Origin of the sequence: Thalassococcus arenae (assembly GCF_019104745.1) — a bacterium.
Taxonomy (GTDB): Bacteria; Pseudomonadota; Alphaproteobacteria; order Rhodobacterales; family Rhodobacteraceae; genus Thalassococcus_B; species Thalassococcus_B arenae.
The window spans coordinates 743,510-765,846 of record NZ_JAHRWL010000001.1 but is presented as its reverse complement, the minus strand read 5'-3'; the positions used below and the strand labels follow the sequence as shown (position 1 = coordinate 765,846).

23 protein-coding genes are annotated in these 22,337 nt (G+C 66.0%); 12 read left to right on the top strand and 11 right to left on the bottom strand.

Annotated features, from left to right (window positions below; all coding sequences use genetic code 11):
* Positions 1-157 precede the first annotated feature (157 nt).
* Positions 158-484, top strand: a complete 327-nt coding sequence (gene hspQ, locus KUH32_RS03780) for a heat shock protein HspQ (RefSeq protein WP_217776729.1) — start codon at positions 158-160, stop codon at positions 482-484.
* On the opposite strand, the gene KUH32_RS03775 is transcribed toward hspQ, so the two are convergent.
* From KUH32_RS03775 to KUH32_RS03750, 6 genes are all read right to left on the bottom strand, one after another.
* Positions 481-1,524 carry a threonine aldolase family protein gene (locus tag KUH32_RS03775; RefSeq protein ID WP_217776728.1) on the bottom strand — a complete coding sequence of 348 codons (1,044 nt, stop codon included), beginning with the start codon at positions 1,522-1,524 and terminating at the stop codon, positions 481-483. The genes hspQ and KUH32_RS03775 overlap by 4 nt on opposite strands.
* On the bottom strand, positions 1,524-1,994 hold the full coding sequence (locus KUH32_RS03770; RefSeq protein WP_217776727.1) for a YcgN family cysteine cluster protein: 471 nt from the start codon (positions 1,992-1,994) through the stop codon (positions 1,524-1,526). Before KUH32_RS03770 ends, KUH32_RS03775 begins: the two co-directional genes overlap by 1 nt.
* Positions 1,991-2,923, bottom strand: coding sequence for a bifunctional riboflavin kinase/FAD synthetase (locus tag KUH32_RS03765; protein WP_217778272.1), 933 nt, complete (start codon positions 2,921-2,923; stop codon positions 1,991-1,993). Before KUH32_RS03765 ends, KUH32_RS03770 begins: the two co-directional genes overlap by 4 nt.
* A 102-nt stretch (positions 2,924-3,025) precedes the next feature.
* Complete coding sequence (locus KUH32_RS03760; protein WP_217776726.1) at positions 3,026-3,679, bottom strand: YggS family pyridoxal phosphate-dependent enzyme; 654 nt, start codon at positions 3,677-3,679, stop codon at positions 3,026-3,028.
* The gene (locus KUH32_RS03755; protein ID WP_217776725.1) at positions 3,670-5,139 is read right to left on the bottom strand and encodes a tetratricopeptide repeat-containing sulfotransferase family protein; all 1,470 of its coding nucleotides are present in this window, start codon (positions 5,137-5,139) and stop codon (positions 3,670-3,672) included. Before KUH32_RS03755 ends, KUH32_RS03760 begins: the two co-directional genes overlap by 10 nt.
* A 96-nt stretch (positions 5,140-5,235) precedes the next feature.
* Positions 5,236-6,210, bottom strand: a complete 975-nt coding sequence (locus KUH32_RS03750) for a porin (protein WP_217776724.1) — start codon at positions 6,208-6,210, stop codon at positions 5,236-5,238.
* Positions 6,211-6,488: 278 nt separating this feature from the next.
* Here KUH32_RS03750 and KUH32_RS03745 point away from each other — a divergent pair, with 278 nt between their 5' ends.
* The gene (locus KUH32_RS03745; protein ID WP_217776723.1) at positions 6,489-6,986 is read left to right on the top strand and encodes a DUF3576 domain-containing protein; all 498 of its coding nucleotides are present in this window, start codon (positions 6,489-6,491) and stop codon (positions 6,984-6,986) included.
* On the opposite strand, the gene KUH32_RS03740 is transcribed toward KUH32_RS03745, so the two are convergent.
* Positions 6,987-8,246 (bottom strand): glycosyltransferase, encoded by a 1,260-nt coding sequence (locus tag KUH32_RS03740; protein ID WP_217776722.1) that lies wholly within the window; start codon positions 8,244-8,246, stop codon positions 6,987-6,989.
* 194 nt (positions 8,247-8,440) lie between these two features.
* Between KUH32_RS03740 and leuS the strand changes: the two genes are divergently transcribed.
* The 4 genes from leuS to KUH32_RS03720 are packed head-to-tail and all read left to right on the top strand — an operon-like array spanning position 8,441 to position 13,110.
* Entirely contained in the window at positions 8,441-10,996 is a 2,556-nt protein-coding gene (gene leuS / locus KUH32_RS03735; protein ID WP_217776721.1) for a leucine--tRNA ligase, read from the top strand.
* Positions 10,983-11,468, top strand: coding sequence for an LPS assembly lipoprotein LptE (gene lptE, locus KUH32_RS03730; protein ID WP_217776720.1), 486 nt, complete (start codon positions 10,983-10,985; stop codon positions 11,466-11,468). Before leuS ends, lptE begins: the two co-directional genes overlap by 14 nt.
* Positions 11,465-12,493 carry a DNA polymerase III subunit delta gene (gene holA / locus KUH32_RS03725; protein WP_217776719.1) on the top strand — a complete coding sequence of 343 codons (1,029 nt, stop codon included), beginning with the start codon at positions 11,465-11,467 and terminating at the stop codon, positions 12,491-12,493. Before lptE ends, holA begins: the two co-directional genes overlap by 4 nt.
* Positions 12,494-12,519: 26 nt before the next feature.
* Positions 12,520-13,110 (top strand): glutathione S-transferase family protein, encoded by a 591-nt coding sequence (locus KUH32_RS03720; RefSeq protein ID WP_217776718.1) that lies wholly within the window; start codon positions 12,520-12,522, stop codon positions 13,108-13,110.
* Positions 13,111-13,113: 3 nt separating this feature from the next.
* Here KUH32_RS03720 and KUH32_RS03715 read toward each other — a convergent pair whose 3' ends face one another.
* Positions 13,114-13,434 (bottom strand): DUF1244 domain-containing protein, encoded by a 321-nt coding sequence (locus tag KUH32_RS03715; RefSeq protein ID WP_217776717.1) that lies wholly within the window; start codon positions 13,432-13,434, stop codon positions 13,114-13,116.
* Between the two features lie 15 nt (positions 13,435-13,449).
* Complete coding sequence (locus tag KUH32_RS03710) at positions 13,450-14,187, bottom strand: N-formylglutamate amidohydrolase (RefSeq protein WP_217776716.1); 738 nt, start codon at positions 14,185-14,187, stop codon at positions 13,450-13,452.
* 135 nt (positions 14,188-14,322) lie between these two features.
* Between KUH32_RS03710 and pyk the strand changes: the two genes are divergently transcribed.
* From pyk to rplT, 4 genes are all read left to right on the top strand, one after another.
* Entirely contained in the window at positions 14,323-15,768 is a 1,446-nt protein-coding gene (pyk, locus tag KUH32_RS03705) for a pyruvate kinase (protein WP_217776715.1), read from the top strand.
* A gap of 35 nt (positions 15,769-15,803) precedes the next feature.
* Entirely contained in the window at positions 15,804-16,025 is a 222-nt protein-coding gene (locus tag KUH32_RS03700; protein ID WP_217776714.1) for a hypothetical protein, read from the top strand.
* Positions 16,026-16,139: 114 nt separating this feature from the next.
* Positions 16,140-16,340, top strand: coding sequence for a 50S ribosomal protein L35 (rpmI, locus tag KUH32_RS03695; protein ID WP_100162135.1), 201 nt, complete (start codon positions 16,140-16,142; stop codon positions 16,338-16,340).
* A gap of 14 nt (positions 16,341-16,354) precedes the next feature.
* A complete protein-coding gene (gene rplT / locus KUH32_RS03690; protein ID WP_217776713.1) occupies positions 16,355-16,720 on the top strand; it encodes a 50S ribosomal protein L20 in 366 nt (121 codons plus the stop codon).
* A 32-nt stretch (positions 16,721-16,752) separates the two neighbouring features.
* Here the strand turns inward: rplT and KUH32_RS03685 are convergent, their stop codons facing one another.
* Both KUH32_RS03685 and KUH32_RS03680 read right to left on the bottom strand, forming a co-directional pair.
* Positions 16,753-17,883 carry an acyltransferase family protein gene (locus KUH32_RS03685; protein ID WP_217776712.1) on the bottom strand — a complete coding sequence of 377 codons (1,131 nt, stop codon included), beginning with the start codon at positions 17,881-17,883 and terminating at the stop codon, positions 16,753-16,755.
* Between the two features lie 40 nt (positions 17,884-17,923).
* Positions 17,924-18,598, bottom strand: a complete 675-nt coding sequence (locus tag KUH32_RS03680) for an SGNH/GDSL hydrolase family protein (RefSeq protein WP_217776711.1) — start codon at positions 18,596-18,598, stop codon at positions 17,924-17,926.
* A gap of 130 nt (positions 18,599-18,728) precedes the next feature.
* Between KUH32_RS03680 and pheS the strand changes: the two genes are divergently transcribed.
* Both pheS and pheT read left to right on the top strand, forming a co-directional pair.
* Entirely contained in the window at positions 18,729-19,802 is a 1,074-nt protein-coding gene (gene pheS / locus KUH32_RS03675; protein ID WP_217776710.1) for a phenylalanine--tRNA ligase subunit alpha, read from the top strand.
* A 129-nt stretch (positions 19,803-19,931) separates the two neighbouring features.
* Entirely contained in the window at positions 19,932-22,334 is a 2,403-nt protein-coding gene (gene pheT, locus KUH32_RS03670) for a phenylalanine--tRNA ligase subunit beta (protein WP_217776709.1), read from the top strand.
* The last annotated feature ends 3 nt before the right edge of the window (positions 22,335-22,337 follow it).

Sequence of the window (22,337 nt, the reverse complement as noted above, 5' to 3'; positions counted from 1 at the left end):
TGCCTTGCGCGGCCGGCATGGACGATCCATGTTCGATCGCCGCGGGTCGAATCCGCACTGTTGGCCAATCCGTCACAGAGTGTTTCCGGCGAAATCATGGCAAAAGTTGGACAGCCATGCATGTTTCGCGATAAAAATGGCACAGGAAGGTGAGTCAATGTTTTCGCAGCGCGCAAAATACCATCTGGGCCAGGTCGTCCGACACCGCAAACACCCGTTTCGTGGCGTGATCTTCGATGTCGACCCCGAGTTCAGCAACACCGAGGAATGGTACGAAGCCATTCCCGAAGAAGCGCGCCCCGCCAAGGAACAGCCGTTCTATCACCTGCTGGCGGAAAACGACCAGAGCTTCTACGTGGCCTATGTCTCGGAACAGAACCTCGTGGCGGATTATTCCGGCGAACCGGTCGACCACCCCGATATCCCCGACCTGTTCGGCCCCTTCGAAGACGGCAGCTATGCGCTGCACTTCCAGATGAACTAGCGCGCTGCGCGCAGCGTCTCGACGAATTGCGTGACCGCTTCGGCCGATTGCGACCAGTCGCAGACCAGCCGGCCGGTGACAATCTCGTCTTGCGGGCCGTCCTCGGCACCCCAGATGTGATAGACCGCGCCCTGAGCCATCGCCGCGCGGTGCAGCGCGCGCGGCGCCCGGAAGAAAACCATGTTCGCGTGGGTGTCGTTCTCGATCTCGATGCCTGCCCCCCGGAGCCCCTGCACCAGCGCGTCGCAGCGGGCATTGGCGCGTTGCGCCAGATCCAGCCAGAGGTCGTCGCGCAGATACGCATCCATTTGCGCCGCCAGGTAACGGTGCTTGGAAAACAGATGCGCACCGCGCTTGCGGCGATGTTCGAACCCCTCGGCCTGCCGGGCATCGAAGAACAGCACCGCCTCGACCCCCAGGCAGCCGTTCTTGGTGCCACCGAACACCGCGACGTCGACTCCTGCCTTCCACGTCATGTCGGCCGGGCTGCAACCCAGCTTGGCGCAGGCATTGGCAAAACGCGCCCCGTCCAGGTGCACGGGCAGGCCGAACTCTCGTGCCACGTCGCTCAGCGCGCGCAATTCGGCCAGCGTGTAGACATTGCCGCGTTCGGTCACCTGCGTGATCGATACCGGCCCGCGTTTCGGCCCGTGCACGCCGCGGGTTTCTTCGGCCGCGATGGCGCGCCGCAGGTTGTCCGGCGTCATCCGGTCGCTGTCACCCACCAGGGTCAGCTTGGCACCGCCGGTGTAGAATTCCGGGCCGTTGCATTCGTCCTCGTGGATATGCGCCACGGGCGAACAGAAGATCGTGGCATAGGGCGGACAGAGGCAGGACAGCGCAAGAACGTTGCCCGCCGTGCCCGTCGGCACCAGGTAGACGGCGGCGTCGGGCGCTTCGAACAGGGCGCGCAGCCGCGCGACTACGTCCCGCGACAGCGCATCGGCGCCGTATCCCATTGCATAACCGTCGTTCGCCTGTGCCAGCGCGTCCATCACTTGCGGTGCGGCGGGTCCGGAATTGTCCGAGGCAAAGAACATCAGGTCGGCTCCTCGATGATGTGGTCTTCCCAGTCGTCTTCGTCGATCTCGAATTCCGGAACGGTGCGGTGCTGCATGCTGATGCCGGCGGTGTGCACCGTGTCGGGCGTGCCCGAAATCAGCGGGTGCCAGTCGAACAGCGGACGGCCCTCGTAGACCAGGCGGTAAGCGCAGGTTTCCGGCATCCAGTAGAGGTTGTCGGCGATGGTGTCCGGCTTCAGCACGATGCATTCGGGAACGAATTGATGCCGGATCGGGTATTGCGCGCAGCGGCAGCTACTGTCGTCGAACAGCCGGCAGGCGACGTTGGTCAACGCGACCTCGCCGGTGTCTTCGTCTTCCAGCTTGTTCAGGCAGCACTTGCCGCAGCCGTCGCACAGCGCTTCCCACTCACGCTCGCTCAGCCGGTCAAAGCGCGTCTTCTCCCAAAAGCGCGGCGCCAGGCCGGACCTGTCGATGGGGTCGGTCATAGCGCGGCCAGGATCGTCCGCGCCCGGGCGCAATCGGCATCCATCTGGCCGATCAGCGCATCCAGGCTGTCGAATTTCTCTTCCGGACGCAGGAAATCGACCAGGCCGACCGACAGCGTCGCGCCATAGAGATCGCCCGAGAAATCGAACAGGAAGGTTTCCAGGTTCGCCCGATTGACCCCGAACATCGGCCGCACACCCAGGCTGGCTGCGCCCAGGTAACGCCCCCTGTGCGGGCCGTCGCGCACCTCGACCAGCACGGCATAGACGCCGTGGCGCGGCGGATGCAGCCCGTCGATCGACATGTTCGCGGTGGGATAGCCCAACTCGCGTCCGCGCTGTTCGCCGCCGATCACCTTGCCTTCGATCCGGTGCCAATGGCCCAGCTGTGCGGCGGCATCGCGTGGGCGGCCCTCGCTCAGCGCCTCGCGGATCGCGGTCGAGCTGATTTGCATCCCGTCGGTTTCCAGCAATTCCGCGATGGTCACGCCAAAGCCCATCTCGGCGCCGAACCGCCGCAGATCGGCGGCATTGCCGGCGCGGTCCTTGCCGAAACAGAAATCCGCACCGACCACGACATGGGCCAGGCCAAGACCGTCGGCGATCACGCGGCGGGCGAATTGTTCGGGCGTCAAAGCGGCCAGGGCGGCGTTGAAATTCAGCTCGTACAGCCGCTCGACCCCCAGCTTTTCCAGCCGGGCCGCGCGGGCTTCGCGGTTCATCAGGCGAAAGGGCGGCGCATCGGGGGCGAAATACTCGCGCGGATGCGGCTCGAAGGTCAGCACACCCAGCGGCGCATCGGGCGAAGCGGCGCGCGCCTGGGCGATCACCGCCTGGTGACCCTTGTGCACGCCGTCGAAATTGCCGATCGCAGCGCTGGCGCCGCGGTCTCGGGCTTCGACATACTGATAGTCCCGGATCGTCCGCATGGTCACGGGGTTAGCGGGCCGCCGACGCGGGTGCAAGACCCGGCGCGGCGCCGGCAAATCTCTGGTCAGAGATTTGCAAAACTCTCACAAGAGTTTTGCCGCTCAGCCGGAAGCGCGTTCACCGAAGATGGCCGAACCGACGCGGATATGCGTGGCACCAAGCGCGATGGCCTCTTCGAAATCCGCGCTCATGCCCATGCTCAGCCCGTCCAGACCGTTGCGTGCCGCGATCTTGGCCAGCAGCGCGAAATGCAGCGACGGGGTCTCGTCGACCGGAGGGATGCACATCAGGCCCCGCACCGGCAGATCCAGCGCGCGGCATTCGGCGACAAAAGCGTCGGCGGCATCCGGCAGCACACCGGCCTTCTGCGGCTCCTCGCCGGTGTTGACCTGGATGAACAGATCGGGGCAGACGCCGCGCTCCTGCGCAAGCCGCGCCAGCGTGTTGGCCAGCTTGGGCCGGTCGAGCGAATGGATGGCATCGAACAATTCGACCGCGGCGCGCGCCTTGTTGGTCTGCAGCGGCCCGATCAGGTGCAGGTCGATCCCGTCGAACCGGGCCTTGAAATCCGGCCACTTGCCCTGCGCTTCCTGCACCTTGTTCTCGCCAAAGACCCGGTGGCCCTGCTCCAGCACCGCTTCGACCCGTTCCAGCGGCTGCACCTTGCTCACCGCGATCAGGCGGATGTCGGCGGTATCGCGCCCTGCGTCCTGCGCGGCTCGGGCCACGCGCTGTCGGATATCCGTCAATCCCATGGCTCGTCTCCCCAGGCGTCGATGAACGGCGCCATTTCCGTCTCGTAGCGCCGCCACGCCTGTCGGCGGCCGGCATGGATCGGCTGGCGCACTTGCGCCAGGCTCAGTGTCTGGACCGTGCTCTTGCTGTCCTGGATCCGCAGGCACGACTCTTGCCAATCCAGCCCGGCGGCGGCCACCAGCGCGCGTGCATGCGGCTCGGGGTCCATGACCAGGTCTTCGTATCGGACCTCGTGCACGATGCCGGGCATCCGGTCGCGCCACAGGGCCACCGACCGTCTGAACAGCTTGATAACGAACGCGATATCCGCAAGGTCGTTGGCATAGCGATGTGTGCCAAGCGCGAAATGGTTCTTGTAGATCGACAAGGCGATATCGCGCGGATCGCGATGGATGACGATCATTCCGGCACCGGGGATACCGCGGCGGATATAGCCGAACAGGCGTTCGGTGCGCATCGACTTGTCGGTCACGACAGGAGACGTCGCGCCGGTATCGCGCCGCACCATCCGTTGATAGCGATCCGCCCAGAGACGAAGCGATTTCGACGACAGTGACGACAGCGGCTTCAACCCGTCGCCATCGCCGAAAGTCAGAATCGCCTGCCGATAGGCATGGCCGAGTTCGCCACCCGCGGTGACGGCGCTGTGCTGGCCCAGGATCTGCTCGGCCAGCGTCGTGCCGGATCGCGGCATGCCACAGACGAACACGCTGGAAATCTCGGCGACACCGTCCGCAGGGGTCAGCTCTGCCCCGTCCTGCGCCGCAAGAAGACGGTCGGTCTCGGCGCGCAGCGTTTCGGCCGAATAGGGGGCCAGCTTGCGCTGCGCCTGGTTCGCCGCCGCCAGAAAGCCGAACACGCGATCGAACTGACCGGTGTCTTCCATCGCCTTGGCCAGGGCAAAGCCAAGGTTCATCCGGGCCTCGTCATTCATCCGCGACGATGTCCAGAAACGCTCCATCTTGCGCAGGATCGGGTCATTGGGTTTCGGGCGGACCGTGCCCAGCAGGATACGGTACAGTTCCAGGTCGGCTTCGTGGCGGGCGATCAGCTTGCGCAGCTCCGCTTCGGCTTCGTCCAGCCGGCCCATCACCTGGAGGTGCCTTGCCCGGTTGGCGCGCGGTGCGACGGCCTTGGGGTCCAGCGCGATGAGCCGGTCGAAGGCCGCCAGCGCCAGGTCGTTGGCCTGCAGTTGCGCGAACCGTTCGGCCGCCGATGTCAGGAGTTTGGCGTTTTCGGGCGCGTGGCGCGTCGCCTCGGCCATCTGCTGCAGCGCCTGATCGCGATCGCCTTCGTCGTAGGCGACCTGCGACATCAGGAAATGCAGTTCGGCATTGCCGGGTTCGGACAGCATCAAGCGCTTCAAGATGTCCTTCGCGGCGTCAAAGCGCCGTGCCTTGCGATGCGCAAGCGCTTCGGCGAAAAGGCGTCGTTTCTCGGCGGCCGGCAGGCTGAGCATGCGTGTCCCTCGTCTTTCCCGAGAGCTAGCGGGTGCCTGCCAAAAAGAAAAGAGCGGGCGCAAGGCCCGCTCTTCCATGTTCGGTGACCGGTGTCCTTAGAAGGACATCGCCAGGCCGAGCGAGTAGGTGGTTTCGTAGTCACCAACCGCTGCGCACTCACCGACGACGACGTCACAGTCGCCACCGCCTGCGCCGAACTGAGCAACAAGACCGCCGCCCAGATCGTAGTTGGCCACGAGACCCCAGCCCGAGTTCTCGAGATCGTTGTCGAAGTCGTAGATGCCGTAGTTGGCGCTCACGGTCAGGGCGTTCATGGTGTAGCCCAGGCCAATGCCCCAGTGGTTGGCATCGTCGGCACCACCCGAGGTGTTGTCCGACCAATGGCTGTAGTTCACAATCGCGCGCAGGCCATTGTTGAAGGTGGTGTTCAGGCTGAGACCGATGATCTCGTCATACACACCGGGGGCATCGCTGTCGGCTTTGATGTAGCCCAGGCCGACGCCCAGGGTCAGACCGGCCAGCTCGGCGTTGTAGGACACACCCAGCGACCAGGTCGGGTCGAGCGTGCCGCTGTCGTCGGAGTTGACCGAGATCGAGCCGGTGAAGGCGTCGAAGGTGTAGTCAAAGCGAACGACCTGCGTATCGAGACGCTCGTCGAGGTAGCTGTTGCCGTTGTAGCCCGGGTGCACCGTGTGGTCGTCACGGATCGTGTCGCCAATCGCGGTTTCGGTCAGACGGGCGTCGAATGCCGAGTCGGTGTCGCCGACGGTCAGCTTGGCACCGCCAAACGACAGGAAGACGGTTGCATCGTCGAACTGAGTGTCGTCGGTGCGGTCGCCGCCGCCGTCGATTTCGTCCAGATCGAACGAAGCGCCGAAGGTCAGGCCGTTGTCGGCTTCACCCGACATCTTGAAGGTGACGTCGATGTCGGTGTGAGTCTGCGTGACGTCGTTGACGCGGTTTTCGTCTTTGAAGACGCCCAATTCGGCGAAGCCGGTCACAGCCACTTCGGCCGAAGCAACGCCTGCGGTCACAACCAGTGCGGTGGTCGCAAACAGGATCTTTTTCATTGTTTCCCTCATGTGTTCAAAGGCACATACCAATCCGGGTTGCCCGGCCTTGATGACGCTTCTATGCGCCCGCACCCCGTCAATTGGCAACCCATCCTCAGACGTCGCGGCCAACAAGCAATTCAGTGATGCGATATTGCCACAAGCATCGCTGTGGCCCCGGTCATGTTACGGATATTGAGCAGGATTCCGCCATTGCCCGGTTTTGCTATGGTGACTTGTCGAGCAGGGTCGCCGCTTGTATGCAGAACCGCGACCAACCGGACGAGGGACCGATCATGAAACAGACCCGACTCGCCGTGGCATCTGGCTTGACGGCTGTACTATTGCTGACGTCGGGCTGCGGCGCGTTCCAGAACCGGGGCGGTGACGACGCGAGCGAAGCGGCGCCCGTGCGGCGAGCGGCGGCGAACGAAGAGGAAACCCGGTCGCGCGGCACGATCTGGGACCTGTTCCGCGAACGCCCCGATCCCGGCCGCGTCGGCGCGGTGAACAAATACCTGTGGAATGCCTCGCTCGAGACGCTGGATTTCCTGCCGGTGCAGTCGGTCGATCCCTTTACCGGGGTCATCACCACCGGCTTCGGCACGCCGCCCGGCGGCGGCCAGGCCTATCGCGCGACGATCCTGATCTCTGACCCGGCGCTGGATGCCCGGTCGCTGAACCTTGCGCTGATGACGCGGTCGGGACCGGCATCCGCCGCCACCGTGCGCGCGGTCGAAGACGCGATCCTGACCCGTGCCCGCCAGTTGCGCGAACAGGACGGGCGGCTCTGATCAGGTGACGGGCGGGCGCGGCGTGGTCTGCGCCAGCCGCGTGACCCAGTCGATCTGACGCGGCAGGCAGACGGTTTTCAGATCGTATTGCGCAATCGCGAATTCCCGCGCCGCGCGCCCGAGCGCGGCACGCCTGGCCGGATCGTCCAGCAGCGCGCAGACCTGCTCGGTCAGCCCCGCCCGGTCGAAGAAATCGACCAGGACGCCGGTCTTGCCGTCCTCCAGCACCTCCAGAACCGGCGTCGTCGCGCTGGCCACGATGGCGCATTCGGCCGCCATCGCCTCGATCAGTGACCAGCTGAGCACGAAGGGGTAGGTCAGGTAGACATGCACCCGGCTGACCTGCATCATCGCCAGGAACCGCGAATAGGGAACGCGCCCCAGGAAATGCACGCGCGCCCAATCGGCATCCGGGATCTGCCCGCGCACCTCGTCGATGAAAATCTGTTTCCACGACTTTGACCCGGGCGGGCGCCGGCCATAGCTCACTTCGTCGCCGCCGATCATCACCACCCGCGCGTCGGGCCGGCGGCGCAGGATGTCCGGCAGGGCGCGCATGAAGATGTGATAACCGCGGTAGGGTTCGAGGTTGCGGTTGATGAAGGTAATGACTTCGTCCGCCCGCGTGACGGTGCTGCCGTCCGGCAGATCCAGCCGCGCATCGGGGTTCGGCCTGACGGCGGCGGTATCGATTCCGTCATGCGCCACGGTGATCCGTTCGCGCCAATGCGCGGGAAAGGTGTCGGCCTGGAACCGGGTGGGGCTGATCCCCGCATCCATGATCTCTTCGTGCAGGCGGTTGTTGAGGTTCTTCAGCCGCAAGCGCATCGCATCGGTTGACGGGCTGGTGCCGGGGAACTCGGGGTCGAAGGCGACGAATTCCCGGGTGGCCTGGTGATACAGTTCGCAATACAGCCCAAGCCGTGCTTCCGGCCAGACATCCTTGAGAAACAGGCTTTCGCCCCAGCCGGGATGGGCCAGGATCACGTCGGGCTCAAAGCCGTTCGCCTTCAGCTTCGCCGCTTCCTGCAGGCAGCTGGTGCCGCGCATCAGTTTGGTCTCGAAATCGGTCAGCCAGGGATGCAGTTCCGGGCTGTTCTTGCCCTCGAGCGCGTAGGGCACCACCTCGACCCCGCGCCAGCCTGTCGCTTCCTTGACCTTGCAGGTCAGCGCGACAACCCTGTGCCCGGCTTCCGCCAGGGCCGGCGCAAGATGCTTGAACTGACCCGGGAAATTCTGATGGATGACGAGGATGTTCATGGGTATCGCAGTTTAGGGACAAATCCGGCGCCGTTGTGTCACGTCTTTTCGTGATTGGCCAATCTCGATGCGCCGTACCGGTGGAAAACCGCGGCGGCGGTGGCTGAAATGTCGCCACGCACTGGACGCCCGCCGCGACCCGCCCTATCACGCTGCACGAGTTCAGACCGGCCCCCGTTGCCAGAGGAAAGACCATGTCGCGTTACGACCCCGCTTCGATCGAGCCGAAATGGCAGGCCGCCTGGGACGAGGCCGGCACGTTCCGTGCCACCCGCACCGGCGACAAGCCGAAATACTACGTGCTCGAGATGTTCCCCTATCCGTCGGGACGCATCCATATCGGACATGTGCGCAACTACACGATGGGCGACGTGATCGCGCGTTACAAGAAGGCCACCGGGCACAACGTGCTGCACCCGATGGGCTTCGACGCCTTCGGGCTGGCCGCAGAGAACGCGGCGATGGACCGGGGCATCCACCCCAAGACATGGACCTATGCCAATATCGACGACATGGTCGCGCAGATGAAGCCGCTGGGCTTCGGGCTCGACTGGTCGCGCATGTTCGCCACCTGCGATCCGGAGTATTACGGCCAGCAGCAGGCGCTGTTCCTCGACATGCTGGATGCCGGGCTGATCACCCGGAAGAAATCCCTGGTGAACTGGGATCCGGTCGACATGACCGTTCTCGCCAACGAACAGGTGATCGACGGCAAGGGCTGGCGGTCCGGCGCCGAGGTCGAGCGCCGCGAACTGACGCAGTGGTTCTTCAAGATCTCCGACATGGCGGGCGAATTGCTGGATGCCATCGACGGGCTGGACAACTGGCCCGCCAAGGTCAAGCTGATGCAGCAGAACTGGATCGGCAAGTCGCGCGGGTTGGAGTTTTCCTGGGCGCTGACCGAACCGACCCACGGCTTCGACAAGATCGACGTCTACACCACCCGCCCCGACACGCTGATGGGCGCGTCGTTCCTCGGGCTGTCGCCGGATCACCCGCTGACCAAGGCGCTCGAGGCCGACAACCCCGAACTGGTCCGCGCATTGGCGGCGATGCGCAAGGGCGGCACAACCGAAGAGGCGCTGGAAAAGGCCGAAAAACTGGGTTTCGACACCGGGCTCAAGGTGCGGCACCCGTTGGACCCGAACTGGGAAATCCCGGTCTGGGTGGCGAACTTCATCCTGATGGATTACGGCACCGGCGCGATCTTTGCCTGCCCGGCGCATGACCAGCGCGACCTCGATTTCTGCCGCAAATACGACCTGCCGGTGATCGACACCTATGTCGCGCTCGACGACCCCAAGCCGGTCACAACCGAGGCCTTCGTGCCGCCCAAGACCGAAAAGGTAAAGTGGATCAACCATTTTGCCGGGCTTGACGTGGCCACCGGGCAAGAGGCGATCGACGCCACCATCGACTGGATGGAGGCCAAGGGGCTGGGCCGCGGCGTCGAGAAATTCCGCCTGCGCGACTGGGGGCTGTCGCGGCAGCGCTACTGGGGCTGCCCGATCCCCGTGGTGCATTGCCCCGATTGCGGCGTGGTGCCCGAGAAGAAAGAGAACCTGCCGATCGTCCTGCCCGACGACGTCAGCTTCGACGTGCCCGGCAATCCGCTTGACCGCCACCCGACCTGGCGCGACTGCGCCTGCCCCTCCTGCGGCAAACCGGCCCGGCGCGAGACCGACACGATGGACACCTTCGTGGACAGCTCGTGGTATTTCGCGCGCTTCACCGCGCCCCATGCCGACACGCCCACCGACATGGCCGAGGCCGAATACTGGATGAATGTCGACCAGTATATCGGCGGCATCGAACACGCGATCCTGCACCTGCTCTATTCGCGCTTCTTCGCCCGCGCCATGCACGCCACCGGCCACCTGCCCGCCAAGTCGATCGAGCCCTTCGATGCGCTCTTCACCCAGGGCATGGTCACGCATGCGATCTATCAGACGCGGGACGCCAACGATCGGCCGGTCTACCATTACCCCGAAGACGTGACCCTGCGTGACGGCAAGGGGTATCTCGCGGACGGCACCGAAGTGCAGATCGTCCCCTCGGCCAAGATGTCGAAATCGAAGAACAACGTCGTCGATCCCGTGGCGATCATCAGCCAGTACGGCGCCGACACCGCGCGCTGGTTCGTCCTCAGCGACTCGCCCCCCGAACGCGATGTGGAATGGACCGCCGCCGGCGCCGAAGCCGCGGCGAAACACCTGGCCCGCGTGCACCGCATCGCCGCGGAAATCGCCGAGGGCGACGTGCCGCCGACGGCCGAGGACGAGGCGCTTTTGCGCGAGATGCACAAGGCCATCCACGACGTGACGATGGGCGTGGAATCCTTCGGCTTCAACGCCGCCATCGCCAAGCTCTATGCCTTTACCAACACGCTGCAGAAATCCCGCGCCGGGTCCGCGGCGAAACGGCAGGCCGTGCTGGCTTTGGCCCAACTCATGGCGCCGATGACCCCGCACCTGTCCGAAGACATCTGGGCGATGCTGGGCGGCGAAGGGCTGATCGCCGACGCGCCCTGGCCCAGGGCCGACGAGGCGATGCTGGTCGAAGATACCGTCACCTTGCCGATCCAGGTCAACGGCAAGCGCCGGGGCGAACTGACCGTGCCCAAGGATTTGGCCAAGGAAGAGGTTGAAAAGCAGGTGCTGGCGCACGAAGCTGTGTTGCGGGCGCTCGACGGTGCCCAGCCGAAAAAGCTGATCGTGGTGCCGGGACGGATCGTGAATGTGGTGGTGTGACCGAAGGCTGTTTCTGACCGCCGCGCTGGCCACCGCGGGCTGCGGGTTCGCCCCGGTCTACGCGCCCGGCGGGTCTGGCGGCCGCTTGCAGGGGCGCATCGCCACCCGCGATCCCGGCAATCGGTCCGGGTTCGTCTTCAACCGCCGCTTCGAGGAACGCATGGGTCGCGCCGCCGGGCCGTACGAGCTGGCCGTCACCCTCAGAACCCGACGCGAGGGGCTTGGGTCGATCTCGGACGGGCGCACCACGCGGTATCGCCTGAACGGCACGGCCGATTACGCGCTGCAGGCCGCTGGTGAAGCCGACCCGGTGATCGAAGGCAAGACCCATGCCTTCACCGGTTATTCCACCACCGGATCGACCGCGGCCACCCTCGCCGCGGAACGCGATGCCGAAGACCGGCTGATGGTAATCCTGGCCGACCAGGTGATCGACGCGCTGATCCTGTCCGCCGACGCGCTTGCGGAATGAAACTCTCGGGCCGTGATGCGAACGCCTATTTCCGCAAGCCCGACCCGGATGCGGCGGGGCTGCTGATCTACGGCGAAGACACGATGCGCGTGGCGATGAAACGCGCCGAGGTGGTTCTGGCGCTGATCGGCCCCCAAGGCGCCGACGAGATGCGCCTGACCCGCGTGTCCGCCGCCGACCTGCGCCGCGACAAGGCGCTGCTGGACGATGCCGTCAAGGCGCAGAGTTTCTTTCCCGGCGCCCGCGTGGCCCTTGTCGAAGAGGCAGGCGATACCGTTGCGCCGCAGATCGCCGCCGCGCTCGAGGATTGGCGCCCGGGCGACGCGCAGATCGTCGTGACCGCCGGATCGCTGCCCGCCAAATCCAGCCTGCGCAAGCTGTTCGAGACCGCGAAACACGCCTTTGCCGCCGCGCTCTACAACGACCCGATGGGCCGGGACGAGATCGAGGCCGAACTGAAACGCGCCGGGTTGCGCGATGTCGGGCGCGAGGCGATGACCACGCTCGAGGCGCTGGCGCGCACGCTGACGCCCGGCGATTTCCGCCAGACGCTGGACAAGGTCGCGCTCTACAAGTTGGACGACGACTCGGCACTGACCCCCGACGAGGTGGCGCTGAACGCGCCGGCCACGATCGAGGCGCAGATCGACGAGGTATTCCACATCGTCGCCGAAGGCCGCACCGGCGATCTGGCGCCGGTGATGATGCGGCTGGACGGGCAGGGGGTGGCGCCGGTGACGCTGCTGATCCTCGCGATGCGGCATTTCCGGGTGCTCTACGCGCTGTGTTCGGCGCCGGGCGGCCCGGCCAACGCGGTACAGAAACTGCGCCCGCCGATTTTCGGCCCACGCCGCGACCGGCTGCTGCGGCAGGCCGGGCGCTGGAACGCCGATGCCGTCGAGATGGCGCTGACCCAGTTGATGGATACCGACCTGACCCTGCGCTCCGCCGGCCAGCGCGCGCCCGCGATGGCGTTGGTGGAACGCTGCTTCATCCGCGTCGCGCATTACGGCGCGCGTCTCTGAGACCCCCGGCGAAAGGAAATCCGCCCATGTCCTACACGCTTTACGGCAGCCCGCGCAGCCGCACCTTCCGGGTGATCTGGCTGCTCGAGGAACTGGGCGTCGCCTATGACCACGTTCCGGCGAAACCGCAATCGGACGAATTGCGCGCGGTCAGCCCTCTGGGCAAGATCCCGGTCCTCAGGGACGGCGATTCGGTGATCCCCGACAGCAGCGCGATCCTGACCTATCTCGCCGACAAGCATGGCGCGCTGACCTTTCCCGCCGGGACCATCGACCGGGCGCGGCAGGATGCCTGGACCTTCCGCGTGCTGGACGAGGTGGAAGGCCTGCTCTGGACCGCCGCGCGGCACAGCTTCATCCTGCCCGAAGAGGCGCGGGTGCCCGACATCAAGCCCGCCTGCCGCGCGGAATATGCGCATAACATCGCCCGCATCGCAGCCGAATTGCCGGGGCCCTACCTGATGGGCGACACCTTCACCATCGCCGACATCGTGCTGACCCATTGCCTGACCTGGGCGATGAACGCCAAGTTCCCCGAAGCGCCGCCGCGCCTGGCTGCCTATCTGGAAACCTGTCGCGCCCGCCCGGCCTATCAGGCCGCGCAATCGCAAAGTTAGGCCTCAGCCCTCGCCCTTGTCGGTCACGTTTTCCTTGAACGCCTTCTCGAACGCCGCCTGTTTCCCGGCATCGGCCGGTTCCTGGTGCTGCGCTTTCCAGTCGTCGTAGGGCATGCCGTAATAGACCTCGCGCGCCTGTGCCTTGTCCATCGCGATGCCGCGCTCGTTTGCGGCCTCCTGATACCAGCGCGACAGGCAATTCCGGCAAAAGCCGGCCAGGTTCATCATGTCGATGTTCTGCACGTCCCGACGGTCTTGCATCAGATGCTGGCGCAGCCTGCGAAAGGCGGCGGCCTCGATCTCGATCCGGGTTTGTTCGTCCATGTCGGTCTCCCTTTGTCAGGCGCCCGAGGCGTGCAGCGCGCGCTCCAGCAGCGGTGCCAGTCGCGCGCCCCAATGCGCCTGGGCCGCGTCGTCTTCGATCAGGTCGTTGCGCAACTCCAATAGTGTGTTCATCCGCCCCGGTTGCAAGGCATGCCGCCAGATCGAATCGCCGGGCAGATGGCCGGAATAGGGCTGGTTGCGGCCCACCACGATATCCGCCTCGGCCTCGAGTTCGGTGATCAGCGGATCGGACAGGCGGGCATCGTCGCCATACAGGATCCCCACATGCCAGGGCCGGTGCGCCCGGCCGCGCAATTGCGGCGTGAAGGAATGCACCGCCACGATCACCGTGTCGGCCCGCCGCGCCGCCAGATCGGCCAACGCATCGTGGTAGGGCCGGTAATAGGCGTTCAGGCGACGCTCTTTCTCGGCGGCGTCGGCATGGCGATTGCCGGGAATGACCGACCCGTCATAGATCTTCATCAACAGCGTCGGGTCGTCCTCACCGCGGTTCGGATCGATCACCAGGCGCGAGAAATCCGACAGGATCACCGGCGCATCCAGCGCGTCGCCCAGGGCGCGCGCGACGCCGGCGGCGCCGACGTCATAGGCGATATGACGCGCCATGTCGGACACGTGCAGCCCCAGCGACCCGCCCAGATCGGGCGGAACGGTATTCGCGGCATGGTCGCAGGTGATCAGCCATCGGCTGTTCCGGCTTGCGCCTTCGATGTGGTAGGGCTGGTATGTCATGGCGGTGTCAATCTGTCCCGCCATCACATAGCCAGTTGCGCGGGCAAGGGAAATGGACAATAAGCAGGGCGCGCCGTTAGCGGTAACAGCGCCGCTGCGCCAACGCCGCGCCAAAGCCAGCCACGGGGGACCGTCATGAAACGCAACCGCAATGTGAAGATCGTGGCCACGCTGGGCCCGGCCTCGTCGACCTACGAAATGATCCGCGGCCTGCACGAAGCGGGCGCCGATGTCTTCCGGCTCAACATGAGCCACGGCAGCCATGCCGAGATCGAAGAGCGGCACAAGATCATCCGCCAGGTGGAAAAGGATCTCGACAGCCCGATCGCCATTCTCGCCGACCTGCAGGGTCCGAAACTGCGGGTGGGCGAGTTCGCCAACGGGTCCGAGGAACTGGAATGGGGCGAACCGTTCCGGCTCGATCTCGACAAGGCACCGGGCGACAAGAGCCGCGTCTGCCTGCCGCATCCGGAAATCTTCCAGGCACTTGAACCGGGTGCCACGTTGCTGGTCAACGATGGCAAGATCCGCCTGCGCGTCGACGATTGCAGTCCCGAACATGCCGGCTGCACGGTGATCGCCGGCGGCACGATTTCCAACCGCAAGGGCGTGAACGTGCCCGACGTCATCCTGCCGCTGGCTGCCCTGTCGGACAAGGACCGCAAGGATCTCGACTTCGTCTGCGGACTGGGCATCGACTGGCTGGCGCTCAGCTTCGTCCAGCGCCCCGAGGACGTGACCGAGGCGCGCACGCTGGCCGGTGGCCGCGCCGCGATCCTGTCGAAGATCGAAAAACCCGCCGCGGTCCGCAACTTCGAAGAGATCCTCGAAGTGTCGGACGGCATCATGGTCGCCCGCGGCGACCTGGGCGTCGAATTGCCGGTGCAGAACGTGCCGCCGATCCAGAAACGCCTGGTGCGCCGCTGCCGGTCGATGGCCAAGCCGGTGATCGTGGCCACCCAGATGCTGGAATCGATGATCGAATCGCCGATGCCCACACGGGCCGAAGTCAGCGACGTGTCCAACGCCATCTACGAAGGCGCGGACGCGATCATGCTGTCGGCGGAATCGGCCGCCGGGCAATACCCGGTCGAGGCGGTCAGCACGATGAACGCCGTCGCCGTCGAGGTCGAGAACGACCCCACCTATCGCGAGATCATCGAGGCCAGCCGCACCGCCAAGCGCCACACCGTCGCCGACGGCATCGTCGCGGCCGCGCGCGAGATCGCCGAGACCACCGACATCAAGGCGATCTGCTGCTTCACCTCGTCCGGCACCACCGCCGCCAAGGTCGCCCGGGAACGCCCGCGGGTGCCGATCATCGCCATGACCTCGCAGCGCGGCGTCGCGCGGCGCCTGGCGCTGACCTGGGGCACGCAATGCGTGATGACGGGCGAACTCGAGCGCTTCAAGCAGGCCGTGGTCAACGCCGCCCGCGCGGTGCGCGCAGCCGGCCTGGGCACCGAAACCGACCAGATCGTGGTGACCGCCGGCGTGCCGTTCAACCAGCCCGGAACCACCAATATTCTCAGGGTTGCGCCTTGTGACGAACGTTTGATCTTCCGCACCGACCCGGAGTAAGCTTCCCCAACGGAAGTTTCGAAAGGTGGCGCGTCATGGACCCCGATACGGCACTGGTCGTCGCCCTCGTGATAGGCGTTCTGTCGATACCGGCCATCGTTTCGGCCTTTTCCGAAGGTCGCAGCCCCAGGGTCGCGGCCTTCGTTCTGATCGCCGCAGGGGCTCTGGCGGTCTACGCCATCAATCAAAGCGGCGGCTATGCCCTGCACGAATTGCCCGATGTCGTCTTCCGGGTGATCGCCAAGTTCACCGGCTGAAAGCGGCGGCCATTCGCTCTTGCCAAATCCGGGACAGCCGCCTATACGGCGCGTCTCAACCGCGCGGCCGGCCGATGTGGCATGCCGAGTCGCGCGCAATAACAGGAGACTGAAATGCCCAAGATGAAGACCAAGTCGAGCGCCAAGAAGCGCTTCAAGGTAAGCGCGACCGGAAAGGTCATCAGCGCCCAGGCCGGCAAGCGCCACGGCATGATCAAGCGCACCAAGAAATTCATCCGCGACGCGCGCGGCACGACCACCCTGTCGGCCCCCGACGCCAAGATCGTCAAGGGCTATATGCCCTACGACCGCTGAGAGGAGGCTGAGAGATGTCCCGTACCAAAGGCGGAACCGTCACCCACGCACGTCACAAGAAGGTCATCAAGGCCGCCAAGGGCTATTACGGCCGGCGCAAGAACACCTTCAAGGTCGCGGCCCAGGCCGTCGACAAGGCCAACCAGTACGCCACCCGCGACCGCAAGAACCGCAAGCGCAACTTCCGCGCCCTGTGGATCCAGCGGATCAACGCCGCCGTGCGCGCCCATGACGAGGCTCTGACCTATTCGCGCTTCATCAACGGCCTGACGCTGGCCGGGATCGAGGTCGACCGCAAGGTTCTCGCCGATCTCGCCGTGCACGAGCCCGAAGCATTCGCCGCCATCGTGGCCCAGGCCAAAGGCGCCCTGGCCGCCTGAGCCGAGCGATTGGACGCTTTCAGGGCCGCCCCTCAGGGGGCGGCCTTTTTCGTTGCGCCATTGGTCCCCCAGGGCCATTTGAACCAGGCCCGCCCATAGCCGTTCAGCACCCAGTCCAGCGGAGTGTATTTCACAAGCAGGTAGTACAGAACGACGCACAGCCAGAAGGTCACGAAGGCCGACAGGACGATCACCCAGCCTTGCGCCAGCCCGGCCGACGCCAAAAGCGCCGAGACGCCGAGGATCAGGTACAGGTGGAAGATGTAGACAGGGTAGGACAGCCGCACCAGCCAGTCGATCGCGGCACTCCGGGCCGGCACCGCCCATTGCGCCAGCCCGATCAGGCCAAAGGTCCATCCCAGCGACGCGACCGCGCTGAAAACCGCCATCGGCAGCACCGGCCAGGGCTCGGCGCCCATCAGTCCCAGGCTCAGCACATAGGCCAGCGCGCCCGCGGCGATGCAGCCCATCCAGACGCGCGGACGGCGCAGCTCGGCCAGGCGGTCACGCGTGTGGAACAGCATCTGCCCGATGACGAAGGCGGCGAAATAGGGCAGGGCGCCCACCAGCCTGTCCAACTGCCCGATCTGGTCGGGGATGATGTGCCAGATACCCGCCTCGCGGCCCGCCAGGTTCAGTGCAGCCACCGGCACCACCAGCCAGATCATGCGCGGCAACCGCTGCACCGGCCAGGCCATCGCGCGCAATTCTCGCCGCAGACCCATCCCATGCGCGGCCCAGGCCGTCAGGCAGAACAGGCTCAGGAACCAGAGGAACCACATGTGATCCAGCACGCCCCAGGGCCGCGCGAAGATCAGCGTGAACAGAACCGAAAACACCGCCAACGCGCCCAGGATGCGCACCGCCCGGTCGGCCAGAAAGGCCCGCGCCCCGCGCCGGGCTATCACCAGTTCGGCAAAGAACCCGGCCAGCAGGAAAAACGCCGGCATCCGCCATTGGTGGATCCAGATCACCACCGCCCAGGTCGCCGGGCTGGCCTGCGGCGGCTCCAGCCCCGACGCGACCGGCAGGTCACCCACGACCGACGGCGCGGTATAGATCAGTGCCCCGTGCAGGACGAGCCCCAGCAGCATCGCCACCGCGCGCAACAGGTCCAGGCCATGATAGCGTTCCGCATGCGCCATGAGGCAGGTTTGGGCCATCGCGCGCCTTGGCTCAAGCCCCGGGCGCGGTGAACCCGTCTCAGCCGCCGTACAACGCCGGATCGGCCGCGCGCAGCCGCGCCGCGATCAGTTCCGCGATCCGCCGCGACCCTTCCCCCGACGGATGGACGCCGTCCCAGGCGAACAGCGCTGCATCTCCGGACGGCAGAACATCGGCCATGTCGACCAGCACCACGCCGTCATCGCGCGCCGCCATCCGCCGCAGCCGCTGGGAAAGCACGTCATAAGGTCCGGTGCAGGCGGTGCCCGCAAAGCGCGGCGCGGTATAGTAATCGGCCCACAGCACCCGCGCCCCATCGGCCCGCAACTGCCCCACCATCCCGGCAATCGCACCGGCACCGCCATCCGCGCTCAAAAGCCGGTCCAGCACCGCATCGCAGCCGGTGCAGCCGCATTCGGCGCGCAGGTCGTTGGCGCCGCCGTTCAGCACGATCCAGTCCGGCGCCAGCCCGTCGACCTGCCGCCGGATATCCATCCCGCCGGGCCGGTCGCCCGTCACCCGGGCAAAGGGCAGCGACACGTCGCCCACCGGCTCGTCCAGCAACCGCGCAAGGTGGTCGGCGACCGACCCGCCCTGCACCCGGTTCCACGCCATCACGGAATCGCCGGCCACCACGACCCGCGCATCCGGCGGCACGCCGCGTCCGCAGGCGCCGACCGCCACAAGCATCGCCAGAACCGCCCAGACCCGCATCGCATCCTCTCGCCGCTTGCCGATACCCGAAAAGGTGGCGCATGCCGCGACGGGATCAAGCGCGCCCCGGCGCTTGCACCTGCGCGGCCTTGCGGCTAGTCAAACGCCACGCATTCCGGAGGCCCGAGCGATGGACGATCTGCGCGACAAATTCCTGACCCTGATTGCCGACGCGTCGGACGAAGCCGCGCTCGAAGCGATCCGCGTCGCCGCCGTCGGCAAGAAGGGCGAGGTGGCGCTCAAGATGCGCGAACTGGGCAAGATGACGCCCGAGGAACGCCAGGTCGCCGGCCCCGCGCTGAACGCGCTCAAGGACGAGATCAACGCGGCCCTGGCCGCCAAGAAGGCCGGGCTCGAGGATGCCGCGCTGGACGAACGGCTGCGCGGCGAATGGCTGGATGTCACGCTGCCCGGCCGCACCCGCCGCCAGGGCACGATCCACCCGATTTCCCAGGTCACCGAAGAGGTCACGGCGATCTTTGCCGATATGGGCTTTTCCGTCGCCGAAGGCCCGCAGATCGACAGCGACTGGTACAATTTCGACGCGCTGAACATCCCCGGCCACCACCCTGCGCGGGCCGAGATGGACACCTTCTACATGCACCGCGATCCGGGCGACAACCGCCCGCCGCACGTGCTGCGCACCCATACCTCGCCGGTGCAGATCCGGCACATGGAGACGCATGGCGCCCCCTGCCGGGTGATCGCGCCCGGCCGCGTCTACCGCGCCGATTACGACCAGACACACACGCCGATGTTCCACCAGGTCGAAGGGCTGGCGATCGACCGCGACATTTCCATGGCCAACCTGAAATGGGTGCTCGAGGAATTCGTGAAAGCCTTCTTCGAGGTCGACGAGGTCGAACTGCGCTTCCGCGCCTCGCATTTCCCCTTCACCGAACCGTCCGCCGAGGTCGACATCCGCTGTTCCTGGGAAGGCGGCGCACTGAAAGTGGGCGAAGGCGACGACTGGCTGGAAATCTTGGGCAGCGGCATGGTCCATCCCAAGGTGCTGGAAAACGCCGGCGTCGATCCGAACGAATGGCAGGGCTTCGCCTTCGGCATGGGGATCGACCGGATCGCCATGCTGAAATACGGCATCCCCGACCTGCGCGCCTTCTTCGATTCAGACCTGCGCTGGCTGCGGCATTACGGGTTTGCGGCGCTGGACGTGCCGACCTTGCATGGCGGGTTGAGCCGATGACACTTCGCGGGATGCAAATCCCGCGACGCGCCCGACCCGCCCCCATGGGCGGGCGCGTTCCGCACCCACCCTCGGGCCGGGCGCGCCGCAGGATTTGCGCGCAGCACGCCGTGACAGAGGACAGATAAAATGAAATTCACCCTCTCCTGGCTGAAAGACCACCTCGACACCACGGCCTCCGTGGACGAGATCGCCGAGACGCTCACCGATCTGGGGCTCGAGGTCGAAGGGATCGAGAACCCGGCGGCAAGGCTGGCCGATTTCACCATCGGCAAGGTGCTGCATGCCGAAAAGCACCCCGATGCCGACAAGCTCAAGGTCTGCCGCGTCCTGACCGACGAGGGCGAGAAACAGATCGTCTGCGGTGCGCCCAACGCCCGCACCGGCATCACCGTCGTCGTGGCCAAGCCCGGCACCTACGTGCCCGGCATCGACACCACCATCAAGGTCGGCAATATCCGCGGCGTCGAATCCCACGGCATGATGGCCAGTGAACGCGAGATGGAGCTGTCGGACGAACATGACGGCATCATCGAGCTTCCCTCGGGCGAGGTCGGCCAGACCTTCCCCGACTGGCTGGCCGAAAACGACCCTGCCAAGGTCGACCCGGTGATCGAGATCGCCATCACCCCCAACCGCCAGGACGCCCTGGGGGTGCACGGCATCGCCCGCGATCTGGCCGCGCGCGGCCTCGGCACGCTCAAACCGCTGCCGCAGGAACGGGTCGAGGGGCAGTATCCCTGCCCGATCACCGTCACCATCGACGCCGACACGGCGGGCGCGGGCGGCTGCCATGTTTTCGCCGGCCGGCTGATCCGCGGCGTGCAGAACGGCCCCAGCCCGCAATGGCTGCAGGACCGGCTCAAGGCCATCGGGCTGCGGCCGATCTCGGCGCTCGTGGACATCACCAATTTCTTCACCTACGACCGCAACCGCCCGCTGCACGTCTTCGACGCCGACAAGGTCACCGGCAACCTGCGGGTGCACCGCGCGGCTGACGGCGACACGCTGGTGGGGCTGGACGAAAAGACCTACACCTTCTCGGCCGGGCAGGTGGTCATTTCGGACGACAAGGCCATCGAAAGCATCGGCGGCATCATGGGCGGGCTGGCCACCGGCTGCACGCGCGAGACGGTCAATGTCTTTCTCGAAGCCGCCGTCTGGGACCACATCCAGATCGCCAATACCGGCCGCGCGCTCAAGATCAATTCCGACGCGCGCTATCGCAACGAACGCGGCATCGATCCGGCCTACAACATGCAGGCGCTGGAAGACGCGACGCAGATGATCCTCGATCTCTGCGGCGGCGAGCCGTCGAACGTGGTGACGGCGGGCAAGGTGCCGAACACCGCGCGCAGCTACCGGCTCGATCCCGCGCGCGTCGTCAGCCTGGTGGGCATGGACATTCCCGAATCCGACCAGCGCCAGACCCTGACCGCGCTCGGCTTCAAGATGGAGGGCAACCTTGCCCATGTCCCATCCTGGCGGCCCGACGTGATGGGCGAAGCCGACCTGGTCGAGGAAGTCGCGCGCATCGCCTCGCTGACCAAGCTCAAGGGTCAGCCGCTGCCGCGGATGAACGCCGGCGTGCCGAAACCGATCCTGTCGCCAATGCAGAAACGCGAACAGGCGGCACGGCGCACGTGCGCACAACTTGGATACAACGAATGCGTCACCTACAGCTTCATCGACAGTCACGCGGCGGCGCTGTTCAGCGGCGGTGATGACGCGACGATGCTGGCCAATCCGATCAGTTCCGAGATGAGCCACATGCGCCCGGCACTGCTGCCCGGCCTGCTTCAGGCCGCGGCACGCAACCAGGCGCGCGGCTTCATGGATCTCGCGCTGTTCGAGGTCGGTCACGCGTTTCACGGTGGCGAACCCGGTGAACAGCACCTGCTGGTCACCGGCCTGCTGGTCGGCCGCACCGGCCCCAAGGATGTGCACGGCAACAGCCGCACGGTCGACCTGTATGACGCCAAGGCCGATTGCGAGGCCGTGCTGGCCGCCATCGGTGCCCCCGCCAAGGCGCAGATCCTGCGCGGCGCCAGCGATTGGTGGCATCCGGGCCGGCACGGCATGATCTGCCTCGGCCCGAAAAAGGTGCTGGCGGTGTTCGGCGAAATCCATCCCCGCGTGCTGCGTGCGCTGGATGTGAAGGGCCCCGCGATGGGTTTCACCCTCTGGCCCGCCGAAGTGCCGCTGCCGCGCAAGGCCGGGTCGACCCGGCCGGCCCTGGCGTTGAACGATCTGCAGGCGGTGGAACGCGATTTCGCCTTCGTGGTGGATGCCGATGTCGAAGCGCTGACCCTGGTCAACGCCGCCGCCGGTGCCGACAAGACGCTGATCGAGGATGTCCGCGTCTTCGACGAATTCATCGGCGGAAGCCTCGGCGCGGGCAAGAAATCGCTGGCCATCACCGTGCGGCTTCAGCCCACGGAAAAGACCCTCAAGGACGCCGACATCGAAGCCGTGTCGGCCAGGATCGTCGACAAGGTGACCAAGGCGACGGGCGGGGTGCTGCGCGGCTAGGCC